Annotated in this window: 13 protein-coding genes; 7 read left to right on the top strand and 6 right to left on the bottom strand. The window is 61.5% G+C overall.

Going from position 1 to position 15,150, the window contains the following annotated elements:
• Positions 1–38 precede the first annotated feature (38 nt).
• Positions 39–1,076 (bottom strand): extracellular solute-binding protein, encoded by a 1,038-nt coding sequence (locus AC1DSA_RS10565; RefSeq protein WP_477888821.1) that lies wholly within the window; start codon positions 1,074–1,076, stop codon positions 39–41.
• A 217-nt stretch (positions 1,077–1,293) separates the two neighbouring features.
• Between AC1DSA_RS10565 and AC1DSA_RS10570 the strand changes: the two genes are divergently transcribed.
• Positions 1,294–2,484 carry an aromatic ring-hydroxylating oxygenase subunit alpha gene (locus AC1DSA_RS10570; protein WP_477888823.1) on the top strand — a complete coding sequence of 397 codons (1,191 nt, stop codon included), beginning with the start codon at positions 1,294–1,296 and terminating at the stop codon, positions 2,482–2,484.
• Between the two features lie 40 nt (positions 2,485–2,524).
• On the opposite strand, the gene AC1DSA_RS10575 is transcribed toward AC1DSA_RS10570, so the two are convergent.
• The 5 genes from AC1DSA_RS10575 to AC1DSA_RS10595 all read right to left on the bottom strand — a co-directional run bounded on the left by AC1DSA_RS10575 (position 2,525) and on the right by AC1DSA_RS10595 (position 8,707).
• Positions 2,525–3,814, bottom strand: coding sequence for an aspartate aminotransferase family protein (locus AC1DSA_RS10575; protein ID WP_477888825.1), 1,290 nt, complete (start codon positions 3,812–3,814; stop codon positions 2,525–2,527).
• Positions 3,799–4,836 (bottom strand): extracellular solute-binding protein, encoded by a 1,038-nt coding sequence (locus AC1DSA_RS10580; RefSeq protein WP_477888827.1) that lies wholly within the window; start codon positions 4,834–4,836, stop codon positions 3,799–3,801. Before AC1DSA_RS10580 ends, AC1DSA_RS10575 begins: the two co-directional genes overlap by 16 nt.
• A gap of 133 nt (positions 4,837–4,969) precedes the next feature.
• Complete coding sequence (locus AC1DSA_RS10585) at positions 4,970–5,875, bottom strand: DMT family transporter (protein ID WP_477888829.1); 906 nt, start codon at positions 5,873–5,875, stop codon at positions 4,970–4,972.
• Between the two features lie 4 nt (positions 5,876–5,879).
• The gene (locus AC1DSA_RS10590) at positions 5,880–7,154 is read right to left on the bottom strand and encodes a Zn-dependent hydrolase (protein WP_477888831.1); all 1,275 of its coding nucleotides are present in this window, start codon (positions 7,152–7,154) and stop codon (positions 5,880–5,882) included.
• A gap of 2 nt (positions 7,155–7,156) precedes the next feature.
• Positions 7,157–8,707 carry a class I adenylate-forming enzyme family protein gene (locus AC1DSA_RS10595; RefSeq protein WP_477888833.1) on the bottom strand — a complete coding sequence of 517 codons (1,551 nt, stop codon included), beginning with the start codon at positions 8,705–8,707 and terminating at the stop codon, positions 7,157–7,159.
• 161 nt (positions 8,708–8,868) lie between these two features.
• Between AC1DSA_RS10595 and AC1DSA_RS10600 the strand changes: the two genes are divergently transcribed.
• The 6 genes from AC1DSA_RS10600 to AC1DSA_RS10625 are packed head-to-tail and all read left to right on the top strand — an operon-like array spanning position 8,869 to position 15,121.
• Positions 8,869–10,140: an aspartate aminotransferase family protein gene (locus tag AC1DSA_RS10600; RefSeq protein ID WP_477888835.1), complete on the top strand. Its 1,272-nt coding sequence runs from the start codon at positions 8,869–8,871 to the stop codon at positions 10,138–10,140.
• Between the two features lie 6 nt (positions 10,141–10,146).
• Positions 10,147–11,103, top strand: coding sequence for an arginase family protein (locus AC1DSA_RS10605; protein ID WP_477888837.1), 957 nt, complete (start codon positions 10,147–10,149; stop codon positions 11,101–11,103).
• 45 nt (positions 11,104–11,148) lie between these two features.
• Positions 11,149–12,348, top strand: a complete 1,200-nt coding sequence (locus tag AC1DSA_RS10610) for an NADH:flavin oxidoreductase/NADH oxidase (RefSeq protein ID WP_477888839.1) — start codon at positions 11,149–11,151, stop codon at positions 12,346–12,348.
• Positions 12,345–13,502: an acyl-CoA dehydrogenase family protein gene (locus AC1DSA_RS10615; protein WP_477888841.1), complete on the top strand. Its 1,158-nt coding sequence runs from the start codon at positions 12,345–12,347 to the stop codon at positions 13,500–13,502. The genes AC1DSA_RS10610 and AC1DSA_RS10615 overlap by 4 nt, the downstream gene beginning before the upstream one ends.
• Before the next feature lie 9 nt (positions 13,503–13,511).
• On the top strand, positions 13,512–14,333 hold the full coding sequence (locus AC1DSA_RS10620) for an acyl-CoA dehydrogenase family protein (RefSeq protein ID WP_477888843.1): 822 nt from the start codon (positions 13,512–13,514) through the stop codon (positions 14,331–14,333).
• The gene (locus AC1DSA_RS10625; protein WP_477888844.1) at positions 14,330–15,121 is read left to right on the top strand and encodes a crotonase/enoyl-CoA hydratase family protein; all 792 of its coding nucleotides are present in this window, start codon (positions 14,330–14,332) and stop codon (positions 15,119–15,121) included. Before AC1DSA_RS10620 ends, AC1DSA_RS10625 begins: the two co-directional genes overlap by 4 nt.
• Positions 15,122–15,150: the final 29 nt, after the last annotated feature.

The raw sequence follows: 15,150 nt of genomic DNA on the forward strand, positions 1-15,150 counted from the left end.
AGCGAGCTTCTGAGCGCTCGCCGACGCCGTTCTTTACCTCACTTCGACTGCCAAGCGACGAAGCGCTGGTTCACCGCGTCGAAGTTCTTGGACCACCAGTCTTGGTCCTGGAAGATCGCGTTTTCCTGGTCCGGCAGGAAGCGCGCGATGAGAGGGTCCACCTTGGGACGGACCTTCGCATTCGCGAAGGCGTAGGACGTCAGCTCCGTCATGCGCGCCTGCGGCTCTGCCTGGGCAGCAAATTGTAGGAAGGCTTCCGCGGCTGCCTTGTTCTTCGAGCCTTTCACCACCGCATACTGGTCCCAGGTGAGGACCTGTTGCCTGTTCACCACCGCCACTTTGGCGCCTGCTTTTGCAGCTGCATAGATCCGGCCCGACAGGCCGAGCGACAGGTCCACCTGGTTGTTCACGAACGCATCCGTGAGCCCGCCCGTCGACTGCGTCCAGACGATCGAGCTCTTGATTGGATCGAGCTTGCGAAACGCGCGATCGACGTCCAGAGGATAGAGCTTGTCTGCCGGCACACCATCCGCCAGCAGCGCAATTTCCAGAATGCCGGTAGTGGGGCTGTTATAGATCGCGCGCTTACCAGGATACTTCCTCAGGTCGAAGAAGTCCGCCCAGCTTTTCGGGGCCTCAGGGAACTTGTCTTCCCTGTAGGCGAACACATACCCCACGATGGCCGTCGGGACGCCGCACTCGTTGGTGACAAAGCGCTTGTCGATGCCCGCAGCGACAAACTTCGACGTGTCGACTTTTTCGAAGAGAGTGCCGCAGTTGAGCTGAACGAATGAGGCATCCGAAGCGTAGACATCCCAGACGACGTTTCCGGCCTCGACCTGCCCCTTCAGCTTGGCCTTGGGGTTGGGAGAATCCATGTGCACCTGTGCGCCGGTGGCCTTTTGATAGGGGTTGACCCACGCCTCGCGGATCGCTGCTTGAAACGAGCCGCCGAAGTCGGCCGTCGTGATCTTTTGGCCCTTCAGATCCGGCCACTGCTGCGCTCCCGCAGCCGGGCAAACAGTGGAAAGCAACAGTGCAAGTGCACCGAGGACATGCTGGTACGAAATATTCATGGGCCCTCCGGTAGGCATGGGTTGGACGCAGAGAATGCTGCAAGTGAGCAAGGCCAGTGTAGGAACGACCGCCACCCCGGACCATCGCGCAGCCCAGAACCTAACTTCGTCTTGTCCGAGACCTCCCGGTGCCGATCCAAGGTTCGACTTTGTACGATGGCTTGAGGAGTAGATGCCGACCAGAATAATCGTTCCGCCAACCTCGAGGAACGACAAGATGCCCGCGTCAGATGCTGCTGTGCTTACCCCGGACGAAGTCCGATCCCTGTTCACCCCGTCCGACACGGCTCTGGGTCTCCCGGGCCGCGCATACTTCGCGGACGATTTCTATCAAGCAGAACGCCGCAAGGTCTTCGCCGCCGGGTGGATGGGCGTCGGTTTCGCCAGTGACTTACCCGAGACGGGCAATGCGAAGCCGATCTCGATTGCGGGCTGGGAACTGGTGCTCGTACGCGGAAGCGACGGCAAGATCCGGTGCTTCCACAATGTCTGCCGTCATCGCGGCATGAAAGTGACAACGGAAAGCTGCACTGTCAGAAACTTGCAATGCCCTTACCACTCCTGGACGTACAACCTCGAGGGGAAGCTGATTGCCACCCCTGCAATCGCAGGCGTTCGTCAGAACGAGTCACCCGGCATCGACAAGTCCAGCCTGGGGCTCGTCCAGATCCGATGCGAACAGTGGTTCGACGTGCTCTTCGTTAACATCGACGGCCAGGCGCTTCCGCTGCTGGAGCATCTGAATCCGATGATCTCGCGGCTGGAGCGAAGCGTCGACTTATCGCAGGTGACGCCGGCGGCCGGCGGCCGCTCCGGCAAGTTCAGCTACAACGCGAACTGGAAGATCATTCTCGAAGGATCTATCGAGGATTACCACTTGCCGTATGTTCACCGGGCCTTTAGCCACAGCGTCGATTACCAGACGGAGGACGGCGGAAACGTGTACGCCGGCTTCTCGTCCAGACGAAGCGTCGAGGAAGCTGTTCGGCGTTATGAGACCGCCAGGGAAGACATGCAGCTTCCCATGATGCCGAAGATGAAGGAGACGGGGGTCGCTGAATCAGTTGTACTCTTCGTCTTCCCCAACACCGTGCTGTCCTGTGGGCCCTACACGATCTCCACTTCCATCATCGTGCCCACTGGAGCGGAATCGTCCGAGTATTTCAGCAAGAGCCGTTTCGTCACGGAAGCGGTCTCCGACGAATATGACGCCCTGCGCCAGAAGAACGCCGACTTCTGGACGGAAGTCTTCGGAGAAGACGAGCCGATCTGGGAAACCGTCCAGGCCCTTTCGCACCAACGTCACGAGCTCGGCCTGGCGACCCGCTTCTCTCCGCACTGGGAGCGAGGTCTCCACCTCTTCCAGCGATACGTTGCCGGCAAGCTGGCCCCGAACTTGACCACCTGAAACTCAAGGGGCGGCAAGATGCCGCCCCATTTTTTTCACTTCACCTCAGTGCCGCCTTCAGCGAATCGTCGACGACGGTCAAGATCTTGTCGATGTCGTCGTCGGAGAGCACCAGCGAGAAATAGAATTTCCCGTGCGTCAGCACCCCCCTTCGCACAATCTCGGTCGTCAATCTTCGCTGCAGCGCCAAGTCTCCAGAGATGCTGCTTCGGTAGTCAGTTACCGGATGGTCGCTCAATACGAACTGGGCGATTGCGCCCGAGCCGATGACCTGGCCGGGAATGCCGTGCCGGCGAAAGATTTCATCTGCTCCATTCTTGAACCTGCTGCCGATGGCGCTAAGGCGTTCATAGGTCCCTGGCCGTCGCAACACCTCGAGGGTTGCAATCCCAGCGGCCGCCGCCACCCCATTGCCGCAGGTCGTGCCTCCGATGAAGCAGTATCGTGGGTCAGACGCACGCCGCGGATCCGCTAGCCTGAGAATTTCCTCGCGCCCAGCCACGGCCGAAAGGGGCAGACCGCCGCCGATCACCTTGCCGTATGCGGCCATGTCGGGCGTCACCCCGTAGCGCTCCTGCGCGCCGCCCCAGGCCAGCCGGAACCCGGTGACCACCTCGTCGAAGATCAGGACGATCCCGTTGGAATCGCACAGAGCCCTCAGTCCCTGCAAGAAGCCGGGCTGTGGCTCGATGGAGCGCTGCTGCGCCTCGACGATGATGGCGGCAACCTGCTTTCCGTGCTCCGCTACGATCTTCCGGACCGCTTCCAGATCGTTAAAGGGCGCGATCAGCACTTCGTTTTCAAGGACGCTCGGTATGCCGGCACTGTCTGGCTTTGGCGTCGGGAAGTCGGCCAGGGGCGGTGTGGGCTTGGTGCTCATGAGGGCATACTCATTTCCGCCCAAGAACCCACCTTCAAACTTGAGGATCTTGTCGCGACCCGTGAACGCGCGCGCCAGGCGCATGGCGTAAAGGGTCGCATCCGAGCCAGTCACCCCGTACTTGATCTGCTCGGCACATGGAATGGCATCGACCAGATGTTCGGCGAGTTCGATCCCTTTTTCATTCAGCAGGTAGGAATTCGACGGCCACTCCACGGCCGCGTGCAGGGCGCGCACCACATCGGGATGGGAGTGCCCCAACAGCATCGGTCCTGACCCATTCACGCAATCGATGTATTCGCGTCCATGAATGTCGTACACCTTCGATCCCTTGCCGCTCTTGATAACGAGGTCCACTTCCTCGTCTAGCGCAAATGAGCCGAATGTACCGCCGGGCATGACGCGGCGCGCAGAGGCGAGCATGTCCTTCATGCTCACTTCGACTGCCATGCGACGAACTTCTGACTCACGGTCGCGAAGTTCTTTGCCCACCATTCCTGATTCTGCGGAATGGCCTTCGGAGAGGGCAGGAACCGGGCCACGATAGGATCGACCTTCGGCTTGGCCAGCACGTTACCGTTGCCTGAGCCACGCAGCTCGGTGATCTTTTCCTGTTGCGTGGGCTGGGCGATGAATTGCAGGAAGGCTTCCGCGGCCGCCTTGTTTTTCGTACCTTTCACGACTGCATACTGGTCCCAGGTGACGATTTGATGATCGCTGATGACTGCAACCTTCGCCCCCGCCCGTGCCGCCGCCAACGTGCGCCCGCCAAAGGACAGCGCCATGTCCACCTGGTTGTTCACGAAAGCGTCGGTCAAGGCACCCGTGGATTGTGTCCATGTGATGCTGCTCTTGATCGTGTCGAGCTTGCGCAGCGCGCGGTCAACGTCCAGCGGATAGAGTTTATCGGCGGGAACCCCATCCGCGAGAAGCGCGACTTCGAGGATCCCGGTCAGGACAGAGTTGAACACCGCCCGCTTGCCCGGGTACTTCTTCAGGTCGAAGAAGTCAGCCCAGGACTTCGGAGGGTCCTGTCGAAACTTGTCCTCGTTGTAGGCGAACACATAGGAAATCACCGCCGAGGGCACGCCACATTCATTGCTGACGAAGCGCTTGTCGATCCCAGCCGCAGTGAACTTCGAGATATCAACCTTTTCGAAAAGCACGCCGCAGTGCTCCAGGATATACGCCGAGTCATCCGTGAAGACGTCCCAACTCACGTTCCCGGCGTCAACCATTGCCTTCAGTTTTGCCTTTGGGTTGGGAGAGTCGAGGACCACTTTGGCGCCGGTGGCCTTTTCAAAGGGTTCGACCCATCCATCGCGGATGGCCTGCTGCAACGAACCACCGAAGTTGGCGACGGTGACACGCTGGCCCTGGAGGTTTGGCCACTGCTGCGCGGTCGCGGCACAGGCCGCGAGGGCGGTGATGGCGGCAACGGCGCACGCCCGGGGGATTCGGCTCGAGAACATACTTGCTCCTGAAATGGAAATCCAGTCTAGGCGGCGGGTCATTTACGAACCATCGCATGTTCAAGAAAAAAGGTTCGGTGAACGGAGAGTCGATCAGGCGTTTTCCCGCGCTTCATTTCAGGTTCCAGTCCCCTTAATGGCGGGTGGCCAGGCGGGTCCCTGCCAGGACAAGGGCCAGGCCCAACACGTGCCACAACGTGAGTGGCTCGTCCAAGAAGACGACCGCTGCGACCATCGCGAAGATCGGAACCCAGTACAAGGCTACAGACGCCTTCGCCATACCGACTGCAGCCATTACCCGGTTCCAGAGCAGCACGGAAAGCCCGGTGGACAGTGCACCCGACAAAAGCAGTACCGTCCATGGGAGAGGCGATGCCGACATTCGCGGCAGCTCTGCAGTCCACCATGCATTCAGCACCGCGTGCGCCAACAGCATAGTGGCACCACAGAACTGCATCACAACGGTCACTGTCAACGCATTGACATCTTTCAGCACCTTCTGCGCAAGAACTGCGCCGATGCAATAAATCACCAGGCTACCGAGGATCAGTGCGTCTCCGAGCGTCGCCTGCTGCAACTGCGCGGCGGGCTGCTGCATGACGACGATCGCGACTCCGGCCAGTCCGAGCACGGCACCCATGATGCCGCGTCTCTGAAGTCTTTCTCCCAGCAGGGCAAGCGCCACGAGCGATGCGACGATCGGGTGAAGCGCCGACACAAGTGCGCTGTTGGTCGCGGTCGTCCTGTGGATGCCTTCCGTTCCTGCGAGCTGGTAAAGGTAGACGGTCAGTACGGATGCGCACATGAGCTGCCCGATATGCAGGGGACGCAGCCCGTGGCGAACGCCCTGGCTTATTAAGAGGCAGGCGAGAAAGGTAAATCCTGCTGTCATCCGCAGGGCGGCCAACACCACTGGGTCGAAATGTCCGGTCAGCCACTTCAACACCGGGAGGTTCAAGCCCCACAGCCCTGTAACGAGCAGCAGCGTCCAGCGCCAGCTTGCATTCGGCGTCAAATCAAGCAAGCCACGGCGGAGCACCCGGTCAGTCCAGGGGGATGGCAAGTTCGGCGACCGCGTGCAACAAGACGTTGGCGCCTGCAGCGGCCCAACGGGGCGAGATATCCTCGGCTTCGTTGTGGGAGATCCCGTCCACGCACGGGCACATGACCATCGCGGTAGGGGCTACCCGCGACAGCCAATAGGCGTCGTGGCCAGCGCCTGAAACGATGTCGCGGCGTCTGTAACCCAGGGCCCCGGCCCATTTGCGCACGGTTTCGATGCAAGCCCTGTCAAAGGTCACGGGGTCGGCATGTTGCAGGCGACTGACCTCACACGTCAACCCAAGGTTGCGGGCAATGGCTTCACTGCCTTCACGAATGCGCCGCTCCATCGCCGCAAGGACTTCCACGTCGGGAGATCGGATGTCGATCGCCAGTTCGGCGGAGCCAGGGACACTGTTCGTGGCATTGGGTCTAACATCCATCCGACCCACGGTGCCTACCGCATTTGACTCGTAGCTCATGGCCACGTCGTGCACCAGCTGCACGATTCGGGCTGCCCCCAGGCCCGCATCCCTACGCCTTCCCATGGGGGTGGTTCCCGCGTGGGCTGAACGTCCCTTCAAGTCGACCTGCAACCAGGTCAGGCCCTGTCCGCCGGTCACCACGCCGATATCGACTCCCTCCGCTTCCAGGATGGGGCCCTGCTCGATGTGCAATTCCAGATACGCCTTGAACTTGCGCGACCCTACCGCTTCCACACCTTTCCAGCCAATGCGTTCCAGCTCCGCCCCGAAAGACTTGCCCTGCTTGTCCTTCCTTTCGTAGGCCCACTCAACCGAATGGATGCCGGCAAAAACCGCAGAGGCCATCATGACTGGAGGAAAGCGACACCCCTCTTCATTCGTCCAGTCGGTCACGACAATCGGATGCCTCGTCCGGATGTTCTGATCATTCAGCGCACGAACCACCTCCAGGCCGCCGAGCACGCCCAAGATGCCGTCGAATCGGCCTCCCGCGGGCTGGGTGTCCAGGTGGCTTCCCATGCACACGGCTGGCGCCTGTGGATCAGTGCCGGCACGGGTCGCGAAGACATTGCCGACTTGGTCCACCGAGACCTTCATTCCCGCATCTTCACACCATCGACGGAACAGAGCCCTCGCCTCGCCGTCCGCGTCCGTGAGTGCCTGACGGTTGTTTCCTCCGGCGAGACCCGGGCCGACCCTGGCCATCTCCATCAGGGATCCCCAGAGTCTCGATTCGTTGACCCGCACCCGTGCGGCGAGTCCGTCCTTCTGTGTCGACAATTCCGCCCCCATCCTCAGATCGACCGATTTGCAAAAGACCAGTAACCCGCCTTCACTTCCTTCTTCATCACCTTGCCGTAGGCGTTCTTCGGAAGTGCTTCGACAAAGTCGACGGACTTCGGCTTCTTGTAGGAGGCGAGGCGCGTACGGCAGAACTCAATGACGTCTTCCTGGGAGACCGACGCATTGGCCCGCAGCACGACAACCGCCTTGACGGCCTCGCCCCAGACGTCGTCAGGAACGCCAACCACGCAGGCTTCCGCAATAACGGGGTGCATCAGAAGAATCTCCTCCACTTCGCGCGGATAGATGTTTGATCCGCCCGAAATGATCATGTCCTTGACCCGATCGGTGATGAAGATGTACCCCTTCTCATCGCGATAGCCTACGTCCCCTGTATGAAGCCACCCGTTGCGCAACGCTTCGGCCGTTGCCTCCGGGCGCTTCCAGTAGCCCGGCGTCACGATGTTCGAACGCACTGTCAGCTCGCCGGCTACGTTGGGCCCCACTTCGCGCCCGTCTTCGTCGACGATCCGCAGCAACACGCCCGGCAACTCGCGTCCGGCGGATGCTGTTCTCACCAGTCCCTCGGGGGTGGACAGGTCATATTCGGACTTGTGCATGCCACAAATGGACGGCGCCTCGCTCTGCCCGTAGCCTTGCGAGAAGATGGGGCCAAACACTTCGATCGCGCGCCGCAAAACCTCCGCGTACATGGGTGCGCCGGCGCAGAGGATGTTCTTCATGCTGCTCAGGTCATACTTCGAGATGTCCGGTGCCTGCAACAACATCTGGACCATGGTCGGCGCCATGAAGCCTGCCGTCGCGGAGAACTCCTGAATTGCCTCGAGAGCCTGCGGAGGATCGAACTTCTTCAGGCCCGGGAATACCTGCGCCCCCGCGGCCGACAGGTAGGCGAGACCCACAGTCGTCGTGGCGTGCGCGATCGGAGCGAAGTGAATGACGCGATCGTGTTCGTTCGCATCCCGAAGAGAGCTCAGTCGCAGTTGCTGGATGACCTCCACCAGATTGCGGTGGGTTTCCATCACTCCCTTGGGTTTGCCGGTGGTACCCGAGGTATAGAAGAGCCAGGCCACGTCGTCAGGCTCGATCAGCAGTTGCGGCGGGTTGCTGTGAACGCCCTCGAGCAGATCGCCGTAATAGTCGAAGCCCTCGCATCGCTCCATGCAGATCCAGTGTCCGACGCTCCCATGGTGCTTCCGGAGCTTCCGGGCGTCGTCACCGAATTCCGGGGAAAAGACGAAGATGCGGGCTTCTGAATCCGCCACCATATAGCTCGTCTCGTCGACGTGCAGCTTGGGATTCAGCGGAGTCGCTGTCATACCGGCCGCCAGAGTCGCCAGGTAAATCTCGAACGCCTCGAAGCGGTTGCTCGAGAGGATCGCCACCCGGTCGCGCTGCCCCCCCTTCGAGAGCAGCGAATTGGCAATGCTGTTGATCCGCCTTGCCCCCTGCGCATAGCTGATGGACAGGCCGGGCCCAAGCCAAAGAGGCCGGTCCGGAAAGTGCAATGCTGAACGTTGGACGAATTGGGCGAGGTGCATCCGGGGATTTTCCAGCCGCCCCTTCATCACTTGCCATCCAAAAGTACCGATCCTTGCATTGGAAGAATCCGGGATCTGACGCCGTGGCTCCGGAAAGTCCGAAGCAAAGGTCCGCTCTTCTGGGTTGTTCGCCCGCAGGGTGCATGGTCAGATTCGACTCCATGAAGACATTGCTTGCGGCTGCACACGAAGCCATGCCCGGGGGAGCGTTCACGACGTACGTGCTCGACGACGAAGTGGACCTGGTCATCAGGACCGGCAAGGGCTCAAGGGTGTACGACGTCGATGGCAAGGAATACATCGACTGCGTGAACGGATCAGGCCCGATGCTGCTCGGCCATGCGCATCCCGACGTTGTCACTGCGCTGCACGAGGCAGTGGAATGTCCATCGAACTTCTACTTGCTGAACGAGCGCGGGATTGAACTGGCTCAGATGCTTGTGTCTGCGATCGCATGCGCAGACCAGATCAAATATGGCGTCACCGGCTCCGATGCGACCCTGTACGCCATGCGCCTGGCACGGGCGTTCACGGGTCGCGACAAGATCCTGAAGTTCGAGGGTGGCTTTCTCGGGGGCAACGACTACGCCCTGATGAGCATGGCCCCAGCTTCACCACAGCCGCATTTCCCTACTGCGCGCCCGGACAGCGCCGGCATTCCCAAGTCTCTGGAGCAAGAGGTCCTCGTCGCACCGTTCAACGACCTGGACGCCGTCAAGGCCACTGTGGAACGCGCCATTGGCCAGATCGCAGCCATCATCGTCGAGCCCCAGCAACGATGCATCGATCCGAAGCAGGGGTTCCTCGAGGGCCTGCGCACGCTGTGTGACCTGCACGGCATCATTCTCATTTTCGATGAGGTCGTCACAGGATTTCGCCTGGCATGGGGCGGCGCACAGGAGAGGTTCAATGTGAGTCCTGACCTTGCCACATTCGGCAAGGTGATCGGCGGCGGCTTGCCCCTGTCCGCCGTTGCGGGGCGCCGCGACATCATGCAGCTGGCGAACCCGCGCGCTCCCGCGGACCCGCGCAAGTGCTTCACGGGGAACACGACCTGCGGCAACTCCGTCGCGGCGGCAGCGGGGATCGCCACTTTGAAGGTCCTGCGCCGGTCCGGCACTTACGAGCGGCTGTACGAAATCGGCGATCGCTTCCGTGCAGGTGCCGCGGAGATTTTCGCGCGCCGAGCTATTCCGGGACAGGCCATCGGCTCCGGCCCCCTGTCCCAAATCTGCCTCACTGACGTGCCAGTGGTCGACTACCGCACTAGCGTGTCGGGCGACCTGCGCCTCCAGCGGAGGTTGATGACGGAAATGGTACGCCGGGGTGTCCTCACACACGGAAAGTTCTACTTCTCGCTCGCCACCTCCAACGCCGACATTGATCGAATTCACAGCGCTCTCGACGAGTCCCTGAAATCCATCCTCAACTAACCAATCATGGTCACCACCACGAAGCAATTTGCTGCTGCAACCGCACCCCTCACCTTCCTGGGGCTTCCCCGGTGCGACGACATCGAGTCCCTGAACGCCGACATCGCGGTCGTCGGCATCCCCTGTGCCACGCCCTACCTTTCCAGTGAGCCCTACGGTCTCGCGAACCTCGCCGGCCCTTCAGCCCTCCGCAAGGCCTCGGTGACGCTCGGCCGGATGCACGACCGCCATGACTGGGACACGAAGGCGCCGGTCCTGAGCAGCAAGCGCGTGGTGGACATCGGGGATCTCCCCGTCCACTTCTATGAAGCTGAGATGAACCGGGCCCTCATCAAGTCCACAGTGGAGAAACTGGCGGAGCGCAAGACAACCGTCATCGCCCTCGGGGGGGAAGACTCGGTCCCGACCCCGATGCTCCAGGGCCTGAGCTCGTACAACGAGGTCACGGTGCTCCAGATCGACGCGCACATGGATTGGCGCGATTCCAATCTCAACGAGCGCTGGGGGCTTTCGAGCGGCATGCGCCGCGCATCGGAAATGCCATTCGTCAAGAACATCATCCAGGTCGCCACGCGGGGGCCGAGCTCGGGTGGCGAAGCCGAGGTACGCGACGCATTGGCGTGGGGCGCAAAGTTCTTCACCGGCGAGGACCTCTTCGATCGCGGCATCCAGCCGGTGATCGACGCCATTCCCGAAGGCGCCAATGTGCACGTGAATTTCGATCTGGACGGACTCGACCCGACATTCATGCCCGCGGTGTGGGTTCCTGCGCCGGGCGGACTGGGTTTCTGGCCGGCGATGAAACTGATTCGCGGCGTGGCACAAAAGGCAAACATTGTCAGCGTTGCAATGGTCGAGTATGTACAGGATCGCGATCCGACGGGCATTGCAGCCAACACTGTCGTTAGGCTCACCTCGGCGTTCATCACCGAAATCCTGCGCAAGCGGGCTGCCAGCCGCTGATCTGCGCGCCCGAATCGCGGTACTTGTCATGAAAACTTCCTGCGAATGAAGACTCGCCTGTTTTCCGCTCTCCAACTGCGCGACGTCGTTCTCAAGAACCGCGTGATGGCATCCCCGATGTGGCAGTACGCAGGCCGGAACGGGCAGCCCAGCGACTGGCACCTGATGAATCTCGGACGCCTCGCGGCCGGCGGGGCCGGACTGGTCTTTCAGGAAGGCACGACCGTCGAGCGGCGAGGCTGTGGAACACCGGGAGACATCGGCTTGTGGAACGATGAATGCGCAGACTTCTATAAGCGCATCGTCGCACTCGTCTCGGCTTGCGGCGCGGTGCCAGCTATCCAGCTAATCCACGGGGGACGCAAAGCAAGACTTAAGCCGCCCACCCAGGGAAGAGGGTCACTGGAGGCCTCACCCGATATCTCCGACTGGCACAACTGGGAGGTCATCGCCCCCAGCCCCATCCCGCAAGCGGAAGGATTTCCGATGCCCCGGCAGATGACCATGCGGGACATCCAGGAAGTGACCGAAGCGTTCATTTCCGCCGCGCGACGCGCGGACTTCATCGGATACGAGGTGTTGGAACTTCACGCCGCTCACGGCTACCTTCTGCACCAGTTCCTCTCACCGATCTCGAACCGACGCGGTGACTCGTATGGCGGCAGCTTCGCAAACCGCGTTCGGATGTTGCTGCACGTCGTGGATGGCGTGCGCGCGGTGTGGCCCCCGCACAAGCCGCTGTTTGTACGACTCTCATGTATAGACGGAGCCCCGTCGGGCTGGAGCATGCAGGACACCTTGTCGCTGGTCCGAATGCTACGGAGGGGAGGCGTCGATCTCATCGACTGCTCCTCAGGCGGGATCGACGAGTCCCCTGCGACCAAAGGCCTCAGCACCAAGTACGGGTTTCAGGCGGACCTCGCGGAGACAGTCAGGCGGGAAACTGGCATCCCTACGGCGGCTGTGGGCCTAATCGTTCACCCGCATCAGGCTGAGCAGATCCTGAAAGACGGAAAGTCGGACGTGGTCGCCCTGGCGCGAGAACTCATCTACAACCCGAACTGGCCGATGGACGCCGCGCGAAAGCTCGGTGACGAACAGGGGTTCAACGTCATGCCGGCGGGCGCAGCGTTCTGGCTCGAAAGGCGAGCGAGGAGCGCCCCCGACCTGATGCCCTCTACCTACTTCGATCCGTTCGCCCCGAAAAAAGCCGAGACCCCTGGTCGTACTGGAGTCTTTGCTTGACGAGTATTGCAAGCCTCAGCCATACCGCAATCCCCCCAGAGGACGAGGCACTACGCGAGGACATCCGAAGCTTCCTTCGGAGGGCCACCCACGGCATGTCTCCAGCGTCCCGCGCCCGATCGTGGTATGGATTCGACGCGGAATTTTCGCGCGAGTTGGCGCAACGCGGCCTAATGGGCCTCACCCTGCCGAAGCAGTATGGCGGCGGTGGCCGAAGCAGTTTTGCGCGATACGTGCTCGCTGAGGAGCTGCTCAACTTCGGCGCGCCCGTCGGAGCTCACTGGATTGCCGATCGGCAAAGCGCCCCCCTCATCGTGAAATACGGGACAGAGGCGCAGAAGCAGTTCTATGTGCCCAGGGTATGCAGCGCGCAAGCGTTCTTCTGCATCGGAATGAGCGAGCCCAATGCCGGGTCCGACCTCGCCTCGGTCCGGACTCGCGCGACCCGCAATGAACGTGGATGGCTGCTGAATGGTCAGAAGATCTGGACTTCGCATGCCCACCGATGCCAGTACATGATCGCCCTGGTAAGGACTTCAGGGGACTCGGACGATCGTCACAAGGGCTTGTCGCAAGTTATCGTCGATCTCAAGCTGCCTGGCGTGAACGTGCGGACCATCGGCGACTTGACGGGCGATGCCCATTTCTGCGAGGTGTTCTTCGAGAACGTGCAGCTGCAGGAGGACGCTCTCATCGGCATCGAGGGCCAAGGGTGGGAGCAGGTCAACTCCGAGCTGGCGTTCGAACGCAGCGGACCTGAACGGATATTTTCGAGCGTGGTGTTGCTGGACGAGTGGCTCGCCTTCTTGCGGGCTGAACCAGGCCGGAACCCCCATTCGATCCGCCTGGCCGGCCGGATTGCCGCGAACCTCGCGGCTCTCCGGGCCATGTCCGTCGCTCTGACAGGAAAGCTCGCGCTCGGTGAGAGCCCGGTCGTGGAGGCCGCACTCGTGAAAGATCTTGGAACCAGCCTCGAGCAGCAGATCCCGACGTGGATCGCGGATGACCTGGCCTCGCGCGTCGATGACGACGTTCCGCTGGAGCTGCTAGCCACGCTGAAGTATCTCGTGGAAGTGTCACCTTCCTTCTCGCTCCGCGGCGGTACACGCGAAATCCTGCGTGGCATGGTCGCACGGGGCCTCGGCCTTCGGTAGGACGCGGACATGGAGAACATTTTCGCAAATGCGCTGGAGCGGGTTCTGGCGGACCACTGCTCTCATCAAACTGTCCGCGAACTCGAGAAGGAAGGCAGCTCCGGCGGTTCTCTCTGGGCCATGCTGGAGGAATCCGGATTTCCTAACGCGATGCTGTCCGAGGATTCCGGGGGCGCCGGGATGTCGCTGGTTGACGCGTTTCCCCTGCTGGAGCTTTGCGGCGCCCACGCGCTTCCCCTGCCGCTTGGCGAAACCATGGTCATGCGGGCGATCCTGGCCTCGGCAGGCCAGCGTATTCCGGAGGGTCCGCTGGCGGTGGGAGGGAAGCAGATTCTCCCGCCGGAAGCGCTCATGCTGAGGGCCTGCATCTATGCCGCGCAACTGAGTGGGGCAATGCAGACCACTCTCGCGATGACACTGCAGTACGCAAGTGAACGATCGCAATTCGGGCGTCCAATTGGCAAGTTTCAGGCGATTCAGCATCAGCTCAGCGTCATGGCTGAGCACGTATTCGCAGCTCGTATGGCAGCGCAGATGGGTTGCCGCGGAGAGCTTCGGAAACTCCAGCTCGAAGGCGTGGCTGTGGCAAAGGCTCGAACATCAGAGGCAGCACACGAAGTTGCCGCGATCGCGCATGCCATTCATGGCGCGATCGGTTTCACCAAAGAGTATGCGCTGCAGCTATACACCCGGCGTCTTCACGACTGGCGGCGAGTCGCCGGCTCGGAAAGCTATTGGCATGATGTCCTCGGTCACGCCCTGGTCTCGCGCAGCGACCGAGCGCTCGATCTCGTGCGGCAGGTAGGCGACCTTTCCGAGGGTGAGGCATGACGAACTTTCTTTCAATCCAGCGTGCGGATGGAGTTGTCACGTTCACAATGAATCAACCCGCGACGCGCAACGCGCTGACCGGTAATACGGCGGCACAGGAGTTCGTCGACGCTTGCGCCTCGGCTGCGGCCGACGCTTCCATTCGGGTTGTCATCATCACTGGCGCGGGCCCCGTCTTCAGCTCGGGCGGGAATGTGAAAGACATGCAGAAGTACGAACGTGACCGTCCTCCTGCGGACGTCGTTCGTGAGGAGTATCGCAACGGCATCCAGCGCATCCCCCGTGCACTCTACAACCTCGACATCCCGGTGATCGCGGCGATCAATGGCCCTGCCATTGGCGCCGGCCTCGACCTTGCATGCATGTGCGACATCCGCATCGCCGCGGAAGCAGCCACCTTCGCCGAGAGCTTCGTAAAAGTGGGGATCGTTCCCGGCGACGGCGGGGCCTGGCTGCTGCCGCGGGTTGTGGGGCGTTCCAAGGCATCGGAAATGGCGTTCACGGGCGACACTCTGAGCGCCGAGCAGGCCCTCCATTGCGGCTTGATCTCGCGACTCGTTGCATCTGAAGATCTGATGCGAACAGCTCGTGAGCTGGCCGGCCGCATCGCAGCCAATCCGTCTGGTGTTCTCAGGATGACCAAGCGCCTGTTGCGGGAGGGGGAGCGCAGTTCTCTCGAGTCGCTGCTGGAGCTGTCCGCAGCCTATCAGGGGATCGCGCACATGAGTCCGGACCACCACGAAGCAGTGAGGGCGTTCGTCGAGAAACGACCGCCGAAATTCGCCTGACCAGCGCCCCATGAGGAAATTCCCGAAGT

This window comes from Ramlibacter sp. P4_H7 (assembly GCF_056400765.1).

What these genes read in the sequence shown, in the direction of transcription:
- AC1DSA_RS10590 (WP_477888831.1), bottom strand. Translation starts at nt 7,154, where the DNA reads ATGGGGGCGGAATTGTCGACACAGAAGGACGGACTCGCCGCACGGGTG.
- AC1DSA_RS10580 (WP_477888827.1), bottom strand. Translation starts at nt 4,836, where the DNA reads ATGTTCTCGAGCCGAATCCCCCGGGCGTGCGCCGTTGCCGCCATCACC.
- AC1DSA_RS10625 (WP_477888844.1), top strand. Translation starts at nt 14,330, where the DNA reads ATGACGAACTTTCTTTCAATCCAGCGTGCGGATGGAGTTGTCACGTTC.
- AC1DSA_RS10570 (WP_477888823.1), top strand. Translation starts at nt 1,294, where the DNA reads ATGCCCGCGTCAGATGCTGCTGTGCTTACCCCGGACGAAGTCCGATCC.
- AC1DSA_RS10600 (WP_477888835.1), top strand. Translation starts at nt 8,869, where the DNA reads ATGAAGACATTGCTTGCGGCTGCACACGAAGCCATGCCCGGGGGAGCG.
- AC1DSA_RS10620 (WP_477888843.1), top strand. Translation starts at nt 13,512, where the DNA reads ATGGAGAACATTTTCGCAAATGCGCTGGAGCGGGTTCTGGCGGACCAC.
- AC1DSA_RS10610 (WP_477888839.1), top strand. Translation starts at nt 11,149, where the DNA reads ATGAAGACTCGCCTGTTTTCCGCTCTCCAACTGCGCGACGTCGTTCTC.
- AC1DSA_RS10575 (WP_477888825.1), bottom strand. Translation starts at nt 3,814, where the DNA reads ATGGCAGTCGAAGTGAGCATGAAGGACATGCTCGCCTCTGCGCGCCGC.
- AC1DSA_RS10565 (WP_477888821.1), bottom strand. Translation starts at nt 1,076, where the DNA reads ATGAATATTTCGTACCAGCATGTCCTCGGTGCACTTGCACTGTTGCTT.
- AC1DSA_RS10605 (WP_477888837.1), top strand. Translation starts at nt 10,147, where the DNA reads ATGGTCACCACCACGAAGCAATTTGCTGCTGCAACCGCACCCCTCACC.
- AC1DSA_RS10595 (WP_477888833.1), bottom strand. Translation starts at nt 8,707, where the DNA reads ATGCACCTCGCCCAATTCGTCCAACGTTCAGCATTGCACTTTCCGGAC.